This is a genomic window from Methylobacterium sp. J-118 (assembly GCF_057836565.1).
Map to the genome: position 1 here is coordinate 2,114,550 of NZ_JBYQFA010000001.1, position 17,063 is coordinate 2,131,612.

Annotated in this window: 13 protein-coding genes; 5 read left to right on the plus strand and 8 right to left on the minus strand. The window is 70.6% G+C overall.

The genetic code is table 11. The annotated features are described in order from the left end of the window. Positions 1–3: 3 nt before the first annotated feature. Positions 4–1,101, minus strand: a complete 1,098-nt coding sequence (mtnA, locus tag AC3IF3_RS10235; protein ID WP_243967184.1) for an S-methyl-5-thioribose-1-phosphate isomerase — start codon at positions 1,099–1,101, stop codon at positions 4–6. 159 nt (positions 1,102–1,260) lie between these two features. Between mtnA and AC3IF3_RS10240 the strand changes: the two genes are divergently transcribed. Then, on the plus strand, positions 1,261–3,933 hold the full coding sequence (locus tag AC3IF3_RS10240) for a DNA translocase FtsK (protein WP_489228611.1): 2,673 nt from the start codon (positions 1,261–1,263) through the stop codon (positions 3,931–3,933). A 78-nt stretch (positions 3,934–4,011) separates the two neighbouring features. Here the strand turns inward: AC3IF3_RS10240 and AC3IF3_RS10245 are convergent, their stop codons facing one another. Beyond that, positions 4,012–5,784 carry a glucan ABC transporter ATP-binding protein/ permease gene (locus AC3IF3_RS10245; RefSeq protein ID WP_489228613.1) on the minus strand — a complete coding sequence of 591 codons (1,773 nt, stop codon included), beginning with the start codon at positions 5,782–5,784 and terminating at the stop codon, positions 4,012–4,014. A gap of 276 nt (positions 5,785–6,060) precedes the next feature. On the opposite strand from AC3IF3_RS10245, the gene AC3IF3_RS10250 reads away from it, so the two are divergent. Together AC3IF3_RS10250 and AC3IF3_RS10255 are read left to right on the plus strand one after the other, a co-directional pair. Next, complete coding sequence (locus tag AC3IF3_RS10250) at positions 6,061–6,834, plus strand: motility protein A (RefSeq protein WP_243973114.1); 774 nt, start codon at positions 6,061–6,063, stop codon at positions 6,832–6,834. A gap of 17 nt (positions 6,835–6,851) precedes the next feature. Beyond that, positions 6,852–7,685 (plus strand): OmpA/MotB family protein, encoded by an 834-nt coding sequence (locus AC3IF3_RS10255; protein ID WP_243973112.1) that lies wholly within the window; start codon positions 6,852–6,854, stop codon positions 7,683–7,685. A 13-nt stretch (positions 7,686–7,698) separates the two neighbouring features. Here the strand turns inward: AC3IF3_RS10255 and AC3IF3_RS10260 are convergent, their stop codons facing one another. Beyond that, positions 7,699–8,208, minus strand: a complete 510-nt coding sequence (locus tag AC3IF3_RS10260; protein ID WP_489215679.1) for a CAP domain-containing protein — start codon at positions 8,206–8,208, stop codon at positions 7,699–7,701. Between the two features lie 80 nt (positions 8,209–8,288). Continuing rightward, on the minus strand, positions 8,289–11,066 hold the full coding sequence (locus tag AC3IF3_RS10265) for a DUF3772 domain-containing protein (RefSeq protein ID WP_489228614.1): 2,778 nt from the start codon (positions 11,064–11,066) through the stop codon (positions 8,289–8,291). A 528-nt stretch (positions 11,067–11,594) separates the two neighbouring features. Between AC3IF3_RS10265 and AC3IF3_RS10270 the strand changes: the two genes are divergently transcribed. Beyond that, positions 11,595–12,143 (plus strand): HNH endonuclease, encoded by a 549-nt coding sequence (locus AC3IF3_RS10270; protein ID WP_489228615.1) that lies wholly within the window; start codon positions 11,595–11,597, stop codon positions 12,141–12,143. A 248-nt stretch (positions 12,144–12,391) separates the two neighbouring features. On the opposite strand, the gene AC3IF3_RS10275 is transcribed toward AC3IF3_RS10270, so the two are convergent. The 3 genes from AC3IF3_RS10275 to AC3IF3_RS10285 all read right to left on the minus strand — a co-directional run bounded on the left by AC3IF3_RS10275 (position 12,392) and on the right by AC3IF3_RS10285 (position 14,824). Beyond that, positions 12,392–12,625, minus strand: a complete 234-nt coding sequence (locus AC3IF3_RS10275) for a hypothetical protein (RefSeq protein WP_243973098.1) — start codon at positions 12,623–12,625, stop codon at positions 12,392–12,394. Positions 12,626–12,666: 41 nt separating this feature from the next. Beyond that, positions 12,667–13,572, minus strand: coding sequence for an outer membrane protein (locus tag AC3IF3_RS10280; protein ID WP_243973097.1), 906 nt, complete (start codon positions 13,570–13,572; stop codon positions 12,667–12,669). A gap of 265 nt (positions 13,573–13,837) precedes the next feature. Then, the gene (locus AC3IF3_RS10285) at positions 13,838–14,824 is read right to left on the minus strand and encodes an outer membrane protein (protein WP_489228617.1); all 987 of its coding nucleotides are present in this window, start codon (positions 14,822–14,824) and stop codon (positions 13,838–13,840) included. Positions 14,825–15,112: 288 nt separating this feature from the next. Between AC3IF3_RS10285 and AC3IF3_RS10290 the strand changes: the two genes are divergently transcribed. Continuing rightward, entirely contained in the window at positions 15,113–15,445 is a 333-nt protein-coding gene (locus tag AC3IF3_RS10290; protein ID WP_489231271.1) for an MmcQ/YjbR family DNA-binding protein, read from the plus strand. A gap of 124 nt (positions 15,446–15,569) precedes the next feature. Here AC3IF3_RS10290 and glmM read toward each other — a convergent pair whose 3' ends face one another. Continuing rightward, entirely contained in the window at positions 15,570–16,910 is a 1,341-nt protein-coding gene (gene glmM / locus AC3IF3_RS10295; RefSeq protein WP_243973125.1) for a phosphoglucosamine mutase, read from the minus strand. Between the last annotated feature and the right edge of the window lie 153 nt (positions 16,911–17,063).

The following is a 17,063-nucleotide window of genomic DNA, read 5'->3' on the forward strand; positions in this document are numbered from 1 at the left end:
CCCTCACGCCGCGGTCCGGCGCTCCGGATAGAGCCCGTACAGCCCCTCGGCGCTCGCCGTGCAGACACCGCGCTCGGTGATGATGCCGGTCACCAGCCGGGCCGGGGTCACGTCGAAGGCGGGGTTGGCCACCGGGCTGCCGGGGGAGACCACCTCGATCGTGGCGAAGCCGCCGTCGGCGAGCCGCCCGGTCATGTGGGTGACCTCGCGGCCGTCGCGCTCCTCGATCGGGATCTCGCGCACGCCGTCGTCCAGCGTCCAGTCGATGGTCGAGAACGGCAGTGCCGCGTAGAACGGCACGCGGTTGTCGTGGGCCGCCAGCGCTTTCAGGTAGGTGCCGATCTTGTTGCACACGTCCCCGCGCGCCGTGGTCCGGTCCGAGCCGACGATGCACAGGTCGACCGTCCCGTGCTGCATCAGGTGCCCGCCGGCATTGTCGGCGATCACCGTGTGGGGCACGCCGTGGCCGTGGAGTTCGAAGGCGGTGAGCGCCGCGCCCTGGTTGCGCGGGCGGGTCTCGTCGACCAGGACATGCACCGGCACGCCCTGCGCGTGGGCGGCGTAGATCGGCGCCAGCGCCGTGCCCCAATCCACCGTGGCGAGCCACCCGGCGTTGCAATGGGTCAGCACCGTGACCGGCCGCCCGGTCGCGGCGTGCCGGTCGGCGATGATCCGGCCGCCATGGACGCCGATGGCGCGGCAGCTCGCCACGTCCTCCTCGGCGATGCGGCCGGCCTCCGCGTAGGCGCGGGCGAAGCGCTCCTCCGGCTGGACCTGCCGCAGGTTGGCGGCGACCCGGTCCAGCGCCCAGCGCAGGTTGATCGCCGTGGGCCGCGTCGCGGCGAGGGTGGCCACCGCCCGGTCGATCCCCGCCGTCGACGGATCCGCCCGCATGGCCAGCGCCAGCCCGTAGGCCGCGGTGACGCCGATCAGCGGCGCCCCGCGCACGATCATGGTGCGGATCGCCAGGGCGGCGTCCTCCAGCGTGGCGAGACGCGTCAGCACGAAGGCGAAGGGCAGGCGGGTCTGGTCGATCACCTGGACGCTGACGCCGTCCGGGTCCGGGAAGATCGTGCGGTAGGGCTGGCCGTCGATATTCATGGCCGGTCCTGTGCCACAGCGGAGCGGATTTTGCACCCTCCCGAGCGGGACCCCGAGCGGAGCGGCCGGGCGGCGGTGAGCCTTCCTCAACCTTAGCGGCTCGTTAAGGGCGCCATGCCTAGCCTCGGGCGAGAGTCCCCGTTCTGCGTCCGGTCCCGCATGCGCTCGCTTCGCCGTCCCGCATCGCCCTACGACACCTTCGTCGACAGCGTCCGCCCGTTCCTGGGCAAGCGCCTGACGGAACTCGGCGGGTTCGTGCTGTTTACCGGCGCCGTGGCGCTGACCGTGGCCCTGGCCACATGGTCGATCGACGACCCGAGCCTGAACCACGCCACCGACCATCCGGCCCACAACGTGCTCGGCCAGCCGGGCGCCGTGGTGGCCGACCTCGCCATGCAGATCCTCGGGCTCGGATCCCTGGCCTTCGTGCTGCCCCCGGCCCTCTGGGGGGTGCGGCTGATGCGCGAGCGCGACCTGCCCGAGGGCGGCCTGCGCATCGCCCTCTGGATCATCGGCTTCTGCGCGGCGAGCGCGGTGGCGAGCGCCCTGCCGCCCACGGCGCGCTGGCCGCTGCCCACCGGGCTCGGCGGCGTCGCCGGCGACGGGCTCCTGTCCCTGGCGCGGGTGATCGTCGGGGCGGTCTCGTCGGCCGCCGCCCACCTGGTTGGGTTCGTCTACGCCGCCGTGGCGATCCTCAGCCTCACCGGGGCCTGCCGGTTCGGCGCCGTCGAGGAGGAGGCGGCCTACGACGAGCCCTATCCCGCCCGGCGCCCGCCGATGCGGGGGCACGCGTCCGGCCGCGACGAGCGCGAGGATGCCGACGAGCCGGGCCTGGGCCTCGTGGGCGTCGGCGCCCTGGCGCAGGGCCTGATGCGGCTCCGCCTCGCGGCGGCCGACCGGCTGGCCTCCTGGCGGTCGGGCCGGGCCGAGCCCTTCGACGGCGCCTCGCCGGCCCTGGCGGCCCGGCGCGCCTTCACGGATGCGGACCTGCCCTGGGCCGACCATCTGCCCGAGGGCGCCCAGCCGGGCCCGGGCCGGCGCGAGCCCGTCTTCGACCTGCAGGACGAGGCCCCGGACCAGGACGCCCCCGCCCATCCGGGGATGCCGCAGGACGCGGCCGAGGGATTCGAGGTCCCCGAGTCCCCCCTGCCCCCGCGCGCCCCGGCGCCGCGGTCCCTGCCGGCGCAGCCCGAGCCGGCCGCGTCCCGGGTCGCCCCGCCGGCCGCCGCGCCCGTGGCCGCCCGCCGGACGCCGGCGGCCCCGATCCGCCCCGAGGATTACGCCCTGCCGGCCCTCGACCTGCTCGCGGCCCCCCGCGGGCCGTCCCAGGCGAGCCTGGTCTCGGCGGACGCCCTGGAGCAGAACGCCACGATGCTCGAAGCGACGCTCGGCGATTTCGGCGTGCGCGGCGACATCCTGGCGGTACGGCCCGGTCCGGTCGTGACCCTGTACGAGCTCGAGCCCGCCCCCGGCACCAAATCGAGCCGCGTGATCGCGCTCGCCGACGACATCGCCCGGTCGATGTCGGCGGTCTCGGCCCGCGTCGCCGTGGTGCCCGGCCGCAATGCCATCGGCATCGAACTGCCGAACGCGAAGCGCGAGACCGTGTATCTGCGCGAGCTCCTGGCCTCCACGGACTTCGTCGAGAGCAAGCACAAGCTGGCCCTGTGCCTGGGCAAGAACATCGGCGGTGAGCCGATCATCGCCGACCTCGCGCGCATGCCGCACCTGCTGGTCGCCGGCACCACCGGCTCGGGCAAGTCGGTGGCGATCAACACCATGATCCTCAGCCTGCTCTACCGGCTGAAGCCGGAAGAATGCCGCCTGATCATGGTCGATCCGAAGATGCTGGAACTGTCGGTCTATGACGGCATCCCGCACCTGCTCTCCCCCGTGGTCACCGACCCCAAGAAGGCGGTGATCGCCCTCAAATGGGCCGTGCGCGAGATGGAGGAGCGCTACAAGAAGATGGCCAAGATCGCGGTGCGCAACATCGACGGCTACAACGCCCGGGTCGCCGAGGCCGCCGCCCGCGGCGAGGTGCTGACCCGGACCGTGCAGACCGGCTTCGACCGGCACACCGGCGAGGCGGTCTACGAGGACGAGGCCATGGACCTCGCCCCCCTCCCCTACATCGTGATCGTGGTCGACGAGATGGCCGACCTGATGATGGTGGCCGGCAAGGACATCGAGGGGGCGATCCAGCGGCTCGCCCAGATGGCCCGGGCGGCCGGCATCCACCTGATCATGGCGACACAGCGCCCGTCGGTGGACGTGATCACCGGCACGATCAAGGCCAACTTCCCGACCCGGATCAGCTTCCAGGTGACCAGCAAGATCGACTCGCGCACGATCCTGGGCGAGATGGGCGCCGAGCAGCTGCTCGGTCAGGGCGACATGCTGTTCATGGCCGGGGGCGGGCGCACGACCCGGGTGCACGGGCCGTTCTGCTCGGACAGCGAGGTCGAGACCGTGGTCGCCCATCTCAAGCGCCAGGGCCGCCCCAGCTACCTCGACGCCGTCACGGCGGACGACGAGGAGGGCGCGCCCGAGAAGGGCGGGAAGGGCAAGGCCGGCGCGGCGGAACTGGAACTCGACGGCGCGGTGTTCGACCAGGGCTCCTTCGGCGAGGCCGGCGGCGACCTCTACGAGCAGGCCGTGCAGGTGGTCCTGCGCGACCAGAAGGCGTCGACCAGCTACATCCAGCGCCGCCTGCAGATCGGCTACAACCGCGCCGCCTCGCTCATGGAGCGGATGGAGGTCGAGGGGATCGTCGGCCCGGCCAACCACGCCGGCAAGCGCGAGATCCTGGTGGAGGATGCGGTCGGCTGACGGGGGCTCTCCAGGGTCCCCGCCCCCGCAGAGGCCCGCGCATCCTCCCGAACCGTGTGGGATGCGCTCGGCAGCCCCTCACGCCGCCAGCGCCAGCCCCTCGTCGTCGGCCTCGGCCGCCATGAACTGGGCCCGGGCGAGTTCGGCGAAGCGGCCGTTCTGGGCGACCAGCGCGTCGAAGGTGCCGGCCTCGACGATCCGGCCCTCGTGGAAGACCAGGATGCGGTCGGCGTCGCGGATCGTGGCGAGCCGGTGGGCGATCACGAAGGTGGTCCGCCCCTCCATGACGGCTTCGAGGGCGCCCTGGAGCTTGCGCTCGGTGGCGGCGTCGAGCGCCGAGGTCGCCTCGTCGAGGATCAGGATCGGCGGGTTCTTCAGGAGCGCCCGGGCGATCGAGAGCCGCTGGCGCTCGCCCCCCGACAGGGACCGGCCGCGCTCGCCGATCACCGTGTCGAGACCGTCCGGCTGGCGCGCCATGAAGGCGCCGGCCTGGGCCCGCTCCAGGGCGTCGAGCATCTCGGCATCGGTGGCGTCGGGGCGGCCGACCTGGAGGTTCTCGCGGATCGAGCGGGCGAACAGCATCGGCTCCTGGAACACCACGCCGATGTTGTGGCGCAGCGAGGAGAGGCCGATGTCGCGCACGTCGATGTCGTCGATCCGGATCGACCCGGAGGCCGGGTCGAAGCTGCGGTGCAGGAGGCCCAGCGTCGTGGACTTGCCCGAGCCGGTGGTGCCGACCAGGGCGATCGTCTCGCCCGGACGGGCCGAGAACGAGACACCGTCCAGCGCCTTGCGCCGGCCATCATACGAGAAGGCGACATCCTCGAAGGTGACCTCGCCTTCGAACCGCGCGACCTGACGGGCGTGCGGCCGGTCGGCCACCGACGGCACGGTGTCGTAGATCTCGAAGAACTCGGCGATCTTGGGCGCCTGCTGGAACAGGCCGTTGACGAAGCCGACCACGTGGTCGAGCCGCGCCACGAAGGCGGTGGCCAGGCTCATGAAGGCCACGACCTCGCCCACCGTGGTGGTGCCGGCCTGGTAGAGCCAGATGCCGGTGACGAAGATCGCCGTCATGGTGATGGTCGCCGAGGCCCGGGTCGCCACGTTGGCCAGCGCCCACCAGGACAGGACCGGGATCTGCGCGGCGAGCAGGTTGGTGATGATGCCGCGCATCGCGTCCTTCTCGGCCTTGGCGCGGGTGAAGGACTGGATCACCGCGACGTTGCCGAGGGCGTCGGACGCGTGGGCGGCCAGCCCCGAATTGAATTCCTCGACCTGGCCCTGGAGCGCCTCGGTCCGGCGCATCACGAAGGTGGTCAGAACCGTGAAGGCGAGCACCAGCACCACCAGGATCGAGCCGAGCTGCCAGTTGATGAACAGGGTCATCGGCAGGAGCACGACCAGCGAGACCAGGGCGACGAGGTGGTCCCGGAAGAAGCCGAGCCACAGCCAGGCCATGCCGTTGGTGCCCTCCAGCATCGCCTTCAGGACGCGGCCGGAATGGTTGGCCGAGTGGAAGGCGAGCGGCAGGTCGAGGACGTGCTCGAAGTAGCTCGCCATCGACGACAGGCGGTTGCGGTGGGCCAGCCGATCGGCGTGAAGCGCGATGAACACGCCCGCCGCGATGGTGAAGAAGCCGAACGCCACCCAGGCCGCCAGCAGGGGCAGCATGGTGGTCATGGCGTCGCCGCCGCGCTTGAGATGGGTGAGTTGGTCGATGATCCGGCCCATCAGCAGGGGCTCGGCGAAGGCCGCCACCGCTAGCACGACGTTGGTCAGCGCCAAGCCGATGGCCAGCCGCCGCTCCGCCTTCAGGAAACCCAGGACCCGCCCGTACAGACGAACCATCACGACCGCTCCGCCACCCCTGGCGCGGCCCGTGTGACCCGGGTCCTGCGCCTCGACCTCAGGGGCCGGCGCGGCCGGCGCCCTCGCCGATTCCCCGCAAACCCCTCATACGACAGGGCTATGCCAGACTCCGCCTGAACGGGCGATGACGGGCCGACACAGGCCGGAAACGGGCGTCTTTACCGTTCGTTCAGCCGGGTTTCCTAACCCTGTGGGCTACCCAGCCGTTTGCGGCCCCCGGGTTCCCTGAACGATTCGGCATCGGGCACCCGCCTCATGGATCTCGCCACCGCACTCGGCCTGCTCTCGGGCCTCGGCGTCGTGATCGGGCTGATCATGCTCGATGGCGGCCATTTCGGCGCCTACCTGTCCGAGCACGCCCTGGTCGTGGTGTTCGGCGGCGCCACCGCGGCCACGATGATCCGCTTCCCGTTCTCGGTGATCATGCACGGCCTGCCCATGGGCCTGCGCTTCGCCTTCATGATGCGCTCGGTGAAGCCCCAGGAACTGATCGAGGAGATCACCAAGATCGCCGACGTGGTCCGCAAGAGCGGGCCGATCGCGCTGGAGAACATGGAGATCTCCGACCCGTTCCTGGCGCAGGGCGCGCGCTACATCGCCGACGGCTACGACCGCGAGTTCATCCGCGACACGATGGAGCGGGACCGCGACAACTTCCTGATGCATCTCGACGAGGGCTCGAAGGTCTACCGGGCCTACGGCGACTGCGCCCCGGCCTGGGGCATGATCGGCACCATCCTCGGCATGGTGGCGATGTTCGCCAACATGTCCGATCCCTCGAAGCTCGGGCCGGCCATGGCGACCGCGCTGCTCGCCACCCTGTACGGCGCCGTGATCGCCAACCTGATCACCCTGCCGCTCGCCGACAAGCTGCACGTGAAGCTCGAGGAGGAGGACGTGTCCCGCTCGCTGATCATCGACGGCATCCTGATGATCCGCGACCAGAAGAGCCCGACCCTCGTGCGCGAGATGCTGGTCGCCTACCTGCCGCACAACCATCGCGACGCGCTGATGGAGCAGGCGGCCTGAGATGGCGAAATCTTGAGATGGCTCGGCGGAAGCGCGGCGGCGCCCATGGCGGTCACGGCTGGTTCGTGACCTTCGCGGACCTGATGGCCCTGCTGATGAGCTTCTTCGTGATGGTCGCGGCGTATTCGACGCAGGACCAGAAGAAGATGCAGCTGGTGGCGGGCTCCATGCGCGACGCCTTCGGGGTCAACAAGGACTCGAAGTTCGCCGGCATCATCGAATCGGAGGGCCTGCCGGCCGCCGACCACGTGAAGTTCCGGCGCGACATTCCCCCGGATGAGGCCACCGACCGGACCACGCCGCCGCAGCTCGACAAGAGCAGCGCGTTCGGCATGCCCGACATGGGCGAGCCGGAGAATTTCGGCCTCGCGGCGGCCTCCCTGCGGCAGGCCCTGCAGAGCATGCCGGACTTCGCCGAACTGTCGAAGAACATCGTCATCGCCCGGACCGAGCAGGGCCTCGACGTGTCGGTCGTCGACCAGGACGGGCGCTCGATGTTCCCGGAGGGCTCGACCCGCCCGAACGAGCGCACGCGGCGCCTCCTGGAGCGGCTCGGTCCGGCGCTCCGCCAGATGCCGAACCGCATCGCCGTCACCGGCTTCACCGCCACCGACCGGCCCGGCCAGCGCCCGGCGGCGCCGCCCTGGGAGCTGTCGTCGGGCCGGGCCGTCAGCGTCCGGGAGATCCTGGCCCGTTCGGGGATCCCGGACGACCGGTTCGCCTCGGTCACCGGCAAGGCCGACACCCAGCCGATGTTCCCCGACAACCCCTACATGCCGGCCAACCGCCGGGTGACCATCACGCTGCTCAGGGAGGCGCCGCCGGTGCCGAACGTGAAGGGGCTGCCGTAGGGGCCCCGCGCCCCTACCGCGCGGTGAGCAGCGCCCAATAGACCTTGTACTTCGAGCCCGGCGCGTAGGCGGTGGCGATGCCCATCTTGGTCGCCCGGGGATCGACCATCGCGGCATCGTGCGGCGCGCTCTCGCGCCAGCCGGAGAAGGCCTCGGCCAGGGTGTGGTAGCCGGCCGAGAGGTTGGCGTTCACGTCCGCGTAGCCGAGCCGCTGGACCGCGGCCTTGACGGTCTGCGCCTGGCTCGGCCGGTCGGCCAGCGCCATCGCGGCGGCCTCGGCCTCCGCCAGCCGCTGCAGCTCCGGATCGACCGCCAGCGGCGGCGCGCCGCGGTTGCGGCGGTAGGCCGAGATCATGTCGCGGGCCGCATCGACGTCGATATGGGCGTTGTTGCTCGCCAGCGGCAGGTAGATGCTCGGCAGCCCGGTCGGGGCCGGCGCCTGGGCGGCGCAGGCGCCGAGCAGGGCCGGAACCAGGAATGTGCCTGCCAGCCGCAGACCCCGTCTCGCGTTTCGTCCGCCCACGTCTCTGAGGTCCCTGCTGCGACACCCGGCTCGGATGCGTCGGCATATAGGTGCGGCCGGGCCGGTTCGCATGGGCTGCCTCACCCCCCCGCGCTGCGCAGGCCGCGGTCGCGCTGCGGCTGGACCGGGGGCGCCGCGGACTCCGCGGAGGCCGGGGCTTCGGGGGCCTGGGCTTCCGGGGCCTTGGCTTCGGGGGCCTTGGCTTCGGGGGCCGGCGCCGACAGCCCGAAGCGGCTGGCGATCTCGCCCATGGCGCTCTGCATCGTATCGAGGCCCTGCACGGTGACGATGCTGGCGCCGGGGCCGAGCGGCGGGATGAACCCCGCCCCCGACAGGGTCGAGAACACGGAGAAGTTCAGGTCGGTCTGCACCTTGAGGCCGAGGCTGACATCGACGATCCAGACGAGCAGCTCGAATTCGAGGAACGGGTCGCCGATCTTCCTGAACACCACCCGGGGCGGCGGCTCCTTCAGCACGTCGGGATGGGCCTGCGCGCAGGCCGTGATCATCTCGGCGGCCCGCACCGGATCCTGGTTGCGCAGGACGCTGACCGTGATGCTCACCCGGCCGGTGCGGTCGCCCCGCACCCGGTTCTTGACCACCCCGGAGATCAGGTTCGAGTTCGGCACGATCACGGCCGAGCGGTCGAAGGTCTGGATCTCCGTGGAGCGCACCGAGATCCGCTTCACGATCCCCTCGGAATCGCCGATCACCACCTGGTCGCCGACCCGGATCGGGCGCTCCCACAGGAGCAGCAGGCCGGAGACGAAGTTGTTGACGATCGATTGCAGGCCGAACCCGATCCCCACCGACAGGGCGCCGGCCACGAGGGTGAGTTTTTCGAGGCTCAAGCCCAGATACGAGAAGGCCAGCGCCAGGGCGAGCAGGAAGCCGCAATAGCCCGCCACCGTGGTGATCGAGTTGCGCAGGCCGGCATCGAGGTCGGTGGCCGGCAGGTAGGTGTTCTCCAGCCAGCGCTGCACCCCGCGGGTGATGAACACGCCGAGCACCAGGATGCCGATCCCCAGCGCGATGCTCGACAGCGAGATCGTCACGTCGCCGACCTTGAAGCCGAAGAAGGCCTGGCGGACCGACGACACGATGTCGGTGGAATCGAGCCCCCAGGGCGCCAGCACCAGGAGCGCGGCCACGAGGAACAGGACGACCCGGGCGGCGCCGGTCGCCAGGACCGAGATCTGGTTCAGCGAGCGCTTGCGCAGGCCGGTATTGGCCTGAAGCGCGGTGGCGAGCCGGGTCTCGTCGCTCAGCGCGCGGCCCACGAAAATGTCGACGCTCTGGACCAGCAGGTAGAGCAGCACCAGGACGCCCCCGGCCCAGATCAACTGGTCGATCAGGAAGGTCGCGAAGGCGACGTAGCCGACCAGCGCCCCCAGCCCGATCACCGCCACGGCGGCCCAGCCGATGAGGCGGGCCGGCCCGCCGATGCCCGTCGTCGACTTGGTCGGCACGTAGGGGCCGAAGCAGGCCTCCTCCTCCTGCTCGGTGTCGGCGAAGCGGTGCAGGCCGACCGCCAGGATCAGGGCGGTCGCCACGGCGCCCAGCCCCCGGGTGGCGATGGAGATCGGCAGGGCGGCCGAGATCCCGGAATTGAGCGCCTCCACGGACTTCACCACGGTGATCACCGTGGCGATGCCGACCGCCAGCCGGGTCAGGCGCGTGGCCGCGGCGTCGCCGACGGGGGCGGGGCGCCAGGCGGGCTTCTCGGGGCTGAGCAGCCCGTCGCAGAGCGCCTCCACGAAGGCGATGAAGGCGAGCCCCCCGGCGATCGCGGCGGCCACCGGCAGGAGCCGGGACGGCAGGAGGTTGGTGGCGTCCAGCGCGTAGTAGACCGCGTAGGAGCCGGCCACCGCCGGCACCGTCCCGAGCAGGATCACCCGCCAGGCGGCGAGCAGCGTGGCCCGCCGCGACGGGTCGGTCCGGCCGGAATCCCGGCGGGCGCCCCGGGGGGCGATGTTGCGCCGCCCGAAATACAGCGCGATCGAGATCCCGAAGGCGAGCCCCAGGAACAGCAGGTTGGCGAGGCTGCCGTTGCGGGAGAACAGCAGGCCGATATCGGAGACCGCGCTCTGCAGGGCGCGCGTGTCCCGGGGGATGTCGGCCATCACCTTGGCCCAGAGGCCCGGGCCGATCAGCGGCTGGGAGCGCTGGAACAGGTCGCGGGTGAAGGATTCGCGCCGGCGGTTCGAGACCCGGTCGACGATCTGGTCGCCCTGGACCACCAGGGAGCGGGCCAGGCGCTGGGTCTCGTCGATGCGGGTGACGGCGGCCTCGCGCTCGGCGCGCTGCTCGGCGACGTCGGCGCTCTCCTGGGTGTCCTTGGGCTTCGGCCCGAGCTGGGCCAGCCGCTCGCGGGCGGCCTCGAGGGGCGCGTCGAGCCGCGTCACCAGGGTGCGGATCTCGTCGGTGACCGTGGCGGCGCTGTCGCGGATGGCGGTGAGGTCGGTCACCGTCAGGTCGGTATGCCCGAGCTGCTTCTCGCGGGCGTCGAGCTCGGCCTTGGCGGCGTCGAGCTTGGCCCGCACCGCCTTGAACTGCTCGGGGAGCTCGGCCTGCGCCGGGGCGGGCTTGGACTCCGCAGGCTTGGTCTCCGCGGCCTTGGTCTCCGCAGGCTTGCTCTCGGCGGGTTTGCCGGCCGGGGCCGGGGCATGGTTTTGCGCGGGCGCCTGGACCGGAGCTTGGGCCGGGGCTTGGACCGGCGCCTGGGCGAAGGCCGACAGGGGCGCGGCCGCCGGGAGGCCGAGCATCAGCGCGGCGAGCAGGGCGGGGAGGCGCGACCGGCGCGCGCCGCCCTCCGGCTTCCAGCTGCGCACTGGCGCATGGATCTGCGCACGAGTCATGGGCGACCTCTCGTCGGGCGTGCCGGACGCGCGGTCGGGCTCCGGCATCGGCGAATCGGCGGCGACAGGGGACCGGGCGGGCCTCCTGGAGACCCGGCGCTCTGGGCGAGCAATGGGGCGAAACCGTGCTCCTGCCCATCCCGTGCCGGATTCGGCGCGGCCTCCGCCCGGGGCGGCATCCTGTGGGTGCGTCCTGTGGGTGCGTCTCTGGGCCCGGCCGGAAAAGCTTCACAAGGGTGTCCCGCTGGGATTAGATGAACATCCTATGGACAGGGCCTTTTCGTCATCACGCGGAAGGGTATGGCCGGTGATCGCGCCGGCCCGGCCCGGCCGCGTTCCGGATCTGACCGCCTCGACTGGCGCCCCCGCGCGCCGGCCCGCAGCCCTGTTGTTCCTCCGCCTCTCCCCCCAGGCCGACGCCCCGCGCCCCGGCCCGCATCGGCCCCGGGCCGGTTCGGACGGGCCCGTGCGGCGTCGGCCTGGTCCCGCGCGTTATCCGCGTCAGAGTCAGTCTGAAGAGTCGCGCCGATGATGGATCTTCAAACCCTCGTCCTCAACGCGGATTATCGGCCGCTCTCCTATAATCCGCTCTCCCTCTGGTCCTGGAAGGACGCCTTCACGGCCCTGTTCCTCGACCGGGTCACCCTGGTGGCGAGCTACGACGTCGAGGCGCGCTCGCCCTCGCGCTCCCTGCGGGTGCCCAGCGTCGTGGCGCTGAAGAACTACGTGGCCCTCGCCCGCAGCCCGGCCTTCACCCGCTACAACATCTACCTGCGCGACGGGTTCAGCTGCCAATATTGCGGCCTGCGGCTGCCCACGGGCGGCCTGACCTTCGACCACGTGGTGCCGCGCTCCCGGGGCGGCCTGTCGAGCTGGGAGAACGTCGTGGCGGCCTGCTCGCCCTGCAACCTGCGCAAGGCCAACCGGACCCCGGCCGAGGCGGACATGCCCCTCATGACCGAGCCGCGCCGGCCGACCCGCTACGAGCTGCACCACCGGCAGCCCGAATTCGACCACCGGCAGTATCACCACACCTGGCTCGACTACCTGTACTGGGATAGCGAGTTGGAGAGCTGAGGCCGGCGCATCGCATACCGGGCATCTCTGAGCCGGAGCGCGCGCACCAGGACGGTATGTGGGCGCGGCACCGCGGCGACCTCGCGTCCAGCGTGCGGTGGTCCAAGCCTTGACGGGTCCCGACGACGCGCTGGAGATCCCGTCGGCTGGCCGCTCGTGCAGGGTCGGCGATCTCTACCGGGACACGCGGCGGCAACCACGGAGGCCGCGAACCTGATCGACGCGCAGGGCCGGATGGGGTGGAATCCTCACCAAGCCGGCGCGGAGCGCGGCGGCGCGTTGTACATCGGGACGTTGTGGTTGCGCGGCAGGTAGTCCCGCACCAGCACGGGCGGCGGGACGAACGGGACGATCCGCACCAGACCCCTGTGGCGGATGACGCGCGGCTCGGGCCGGTCCCCGGGCCAGGGCGCGGGGGACGCCAGGACGGGCCCCGCGGCGAGCAGGGCCGCGGCGACTGCGAGACAGCGACGAACGCGCATGGACAGGCTCCCGCCGGCAGGCAATATCGGACCGTGCCGCATCAGAACTTGATCGCCGCGCCGGCGCGGACGGTGTTCAGGTTGACCTTGTGCCCGTCGAAGTCGCTGAACAGGACATATTGGTATTCGGCGCGGAGCAGGATGTTCGGGGTGATCGCGTACTCGATGCCGGCCCCCGCCGCCGCGCCGGCGACGACCTTGGTCTTCGACTGCGCCTGGAGCGCGGTGAACGGTGTCCCGTTATAGGGCGCGCTGGGGTTGAAGGCCGTATAGCCGAAATTGTTCACGTAGGTCGGCGTCCCGCCCAAGTTGGCGTTGTAGGCGGTCAGGTTGAACCCGTAATTCTGGTAGGATGTCGAATCGGCGATGCGCGCCCGCCCGATCGCCACGCCGCCGGTCACGTAGGGCATGAAGTTCTCGAACGCGTAGCCGATCCGCGCGCGCAGCGTGCCGTAATCGTTGACCCGGGTGGCGGTGGACCCGTTCAGGCTCACGACTTCGTAGGTGCCGGCGGCACTGGTCTGGCTGCGGCCGAGCCCGTCGCTCGAAACACCCATCCGGCCGAAATAGGTGTAATCGGCCTCGACGCCGAAGACGAACTGGTCGAACTGGACGTTGTAGCCCGCGAAGGCGCCGAAGCTCACATCGCCGACACGCTTCGACGACGGGTTGAGGAGGGTCGAGGCCCTGAAGTCGGACTCGCCCGTCGTATCGTGCGAGTCCCGATAGATCAGGGGCTGCAGCGCACCCTTGGTGCCCAGCGTCGCCGAGGTGTAGCCGCCGTGACCGCCGACATACACGCCGCTCCAGTCGATCACCCGAACCGAAGCCGGGACCGGATCGTACTCGGCGCCGCGCAGATAATCGTAGTCCAGGTCGGCGGCCCGGGCGGTGTTGGCGCCGCAGAGACCGAGAACCGCCAGCAGCGGAAAGGTGACGGTACGCATCGGGATCGTCCTGGGACTGACGTGACGAACGGCGGATCGAGCCTCGACTCAGTGATAGTCGAGTAACCTTAATCATCCGTTGCCCGATATGAATTTCCATGTCGCAATGCTGCTCAAGCGCTGTTTTCGACCCTCGCTCGGATGACATCGATCGTGATCGAAGAGGTCTCCGGTTGCATCCGGTGCTCGCGCGGCGGCCCCGGAACGCGAAACGGCGCGGAGGTCATCCGCGCCGTCGCCGTCCGGTGGTGAGATCGGGGTGCGATCAGTACTTGCGCACCAGCGGGCCGGGGACCGGCTCCGGCATCAGCGGCGGCAGGGGGGCCGACACGACGCCGCCGAGGTAGTAGCGCAGGCCGATCTTCACGTCGTGCGCCTCGATGTCCTTCACCTTGATCGCCTGCAGGCTGCCGGTGCAGCACGGCACGTAGCCGGCGCCGGTCTCGGCCTTGCCGAGGTTCAGGTAGCGGTAGGCCAGCTCGATCTTCAGCGCGTCGGTCACGTTGTAGGCGAGACCAGCATGGACCGCCCAGGCGAAGCTGCCGTAGGACTTGTCCTTGTAGAACTTGCTGCCGCTGTTGGTGTTGTAGACCGGGTTGCCGTTCGAGTCGTAGACCGGCTTGTAGTTGTAGGACGCCTGGCCGCAGCTGCAATCGTAGTTCGGGTTGCCGTAATCGTAGCCGTAGGTCGGGCTGGTGAACTGCTGGTTGGTCGAGTAGGACGAGATGTGGTTGAAGGCGTAGCCGACGCCGCCGCCGATGAACGGCGTGATGCCGTACCACGTGCCGAGATCGAAATACGCGTTGGCAAGCACCACCGCGGAATCGAAGTTGCCGCTCGACTTGTTGACCCCGTAGGAGCCGAGGCCGTCGTCGTAATCCGGGCCGCGGTAGTATTCGCTGCCGCGCAGGCCGGTGGCGTAGCGGTACTCGCCGGTGATGTCGCCGCGGAAGAACGGGGTGAACTGGTAGCCGACGCCGACGCCCGCGAAGCCGCCGCCGCCGATCTCGTTGCCGAAGGAGCGGTTGGCGTCCGGGTAGCCGGTGTAGTCGTAGGCCGTGCTGTATTTCGGGCGGTTGTAGACGCTGGCGCCCACGTCGCCGCGCAGGTACCAGCCGCCGCCGACCTCGATCGGTTCGGGCGGCGGCGGGGGCGGAGGCAGCAGATCCGCCGCAACGGCGAGGCAGGGCGCGCCGACGCTCGCCGCGAGCGTCAGGCTACGCACCAAAGCGTTGAGCTTGGAGCGGGCCATAAGAATTCCTTTACTGGATTCGTGAGCCCGACGCTCGGCGTGCGTGCTCTTGGTTTACCCTGTGAAGAATGCGGGCAACGTCTTAAATCCGGCTTAACGTTAAGTCTTAGGCTTGCATGTTTTCGCCTGGCCTGCGCAAACCGTTGCTCCGCAAATATTGGTCCCTGTCCAATGCGGAGCGTCTCCACGCCCCCGAGGATCGAACCGTACGTGAGGAAGACTGCATGAGCCGCCCGCTCCGCGCATCCCCGCGTGGCCGGTTCCGGCCCGGCGCGGCGGCGTGAGCCGATGCTGCCCGAGGACGTGCGCATCCTGGCGCTGATGCTGCCCGAGGCGGTCTCGGGCGCCCATAGCGGCAACCCTGATTTCCGCGTCGGCAGCCGGGTGTTCGCGACCCTGTGGGTCGAGGAGGCGCGGGTCGTGCTGCGGCTCGCCCCCGCGGATCAGGCCGACCTGTGCGCGGCCGAGCCGGACCTGTTCACGCCCCTCGACGGGGCCTGGGGCCGGCGCGGTTGGACCAATCTCGACCTCGACCCCTGCGAGGAGGAGGTGCTTCGCACCGCCCTCCTGGCGGCGTGGCGGATGACGGCGCCGCCGGACCTGAGCGCCGCCTACGACTGAGCGCCCAGGTCCTGGTTTCGAAAGGTCGAGACCTTTCGCGGGTCCAGGGCGGAGCCCTGGTGGAGATATCAGGGGCTCCGCCCCCGAACCCCGCCAAAGGGCTCGCCCTTTGGAATCCCGAACTTTAGGCCGCGGCGCGGGTGACGGCGTCGACCACCTCGTCGACCACGTCGTTGACGAGGCTGCGGTCGTCGCCCTCGGCCATCACGCGGATCACCGGCTCGGTGCCGGAGGGGCGGATCACCAGGCGGCCGCCATTGCCCAGCCGCTGGCGGGCATGCGCGATGGCGCTGACCACGCTGTCCTGGCGGAGCGGCTCGCCGGTCCTGTAGCGGACGTTCTTGAGGATCTGCGGCAGCGGCTCGAAACAGTGGCAGACCTCGCTCACCGGCCGCTCCTGCCGCTGCACGACGCTGAGCAGCTGGAGCGCCGCCACGAGGCCGTCCCCGGTGGTGGTGTAGTCCGACATGATGATGTGGCCGGACTGCTCGCCGCCGAGATTGTAGCCGTGCTCGCGCATGTGCTCGAGGACGTAGCGGTCGCCCACCGCGGTGCGGGCGAGCGTCAGCCCGAGGCCGCCGAGGTAGCGCTCCAGGCCGAGATTCGACATGATCGTGGCGACCAGCCCCGGCTGGGTGAGGCGCTCGTCCTCCTGCCAGGACCGCGCCACCACCGCCATCAGCTGGTCGCCGTCGACCACGTGGCCCTTCTCGTCGACGATCAGCACCCGGTCGGCGTCGCCGTCCAGCGCGATGCCGATATCGGCCCGGCGCTCGCGCACCTTCGCGATCAGCGCCGCCGGGGCGGTTGAGCCGACATCGCGGTTGATGTTAAACCCGTCCGGCTCGGTGCCGATGGCGATCACCTCGGCGCCGAGTTCCCACAGGGTCTCGGGGGCGACCCGATAGGCGGCGCCGTTGGCGCAGTCGACCACCACGCGCAGCCCGTCGAGCGTCACGTGCCGCGGCAGGGTGCGCTTGGCGAACTCGATGTAGCGGGCATGCACGCTCTCGATGCGCTTGGCCCGGCCGAGATCGTTCGAGGCGGACAGGCGCTTGTGCATGTCGGCGTCGATCAGCCCCTCGATCTCGTGCTCGATCGCGTCGTTGAGCTTGAACCCGTCGGGGCCGAACAGCTTGATGCCATTATCCTCGAACGGGTTGTGCGAGGCCGAGATCATCACCCCGAGATCGGCCCGCATGGACCGGGTCAGCATCGCCACCGCGGGCGTCGGCACCGGCCCGAGCAGCAGCACGTCCATGCCCACCGAGGTGAAGCCCGCCACCAGGGCGGTCTCGATCATGTAGCCGGAGAGGCGGGTGTCCTTGCCGATCACCACCCGGTGGCGGTGGTCGCCGCGCTGGAACACGAGACCCGCCGCTTGGCCCACCTTGAGGGCGAGTTCCGGGGTGATCACCCCGTTGGCCCGGCCGCGGATGCCGTCGGTTCCGAAATACTTGCGCACCATCACGATCTCCGGTGCCGGGCTCGCCGCCGGCCGACATACCGACAGTCTAGCCCGACAGAACTTAGCAGATTGGGCAGTTGCCGGAGGCTCGCGCCGGCGGGGTGACCCGGGTGCTCCGCGACAAAGGCGGTCGAAATGCGGCGCGGTCCG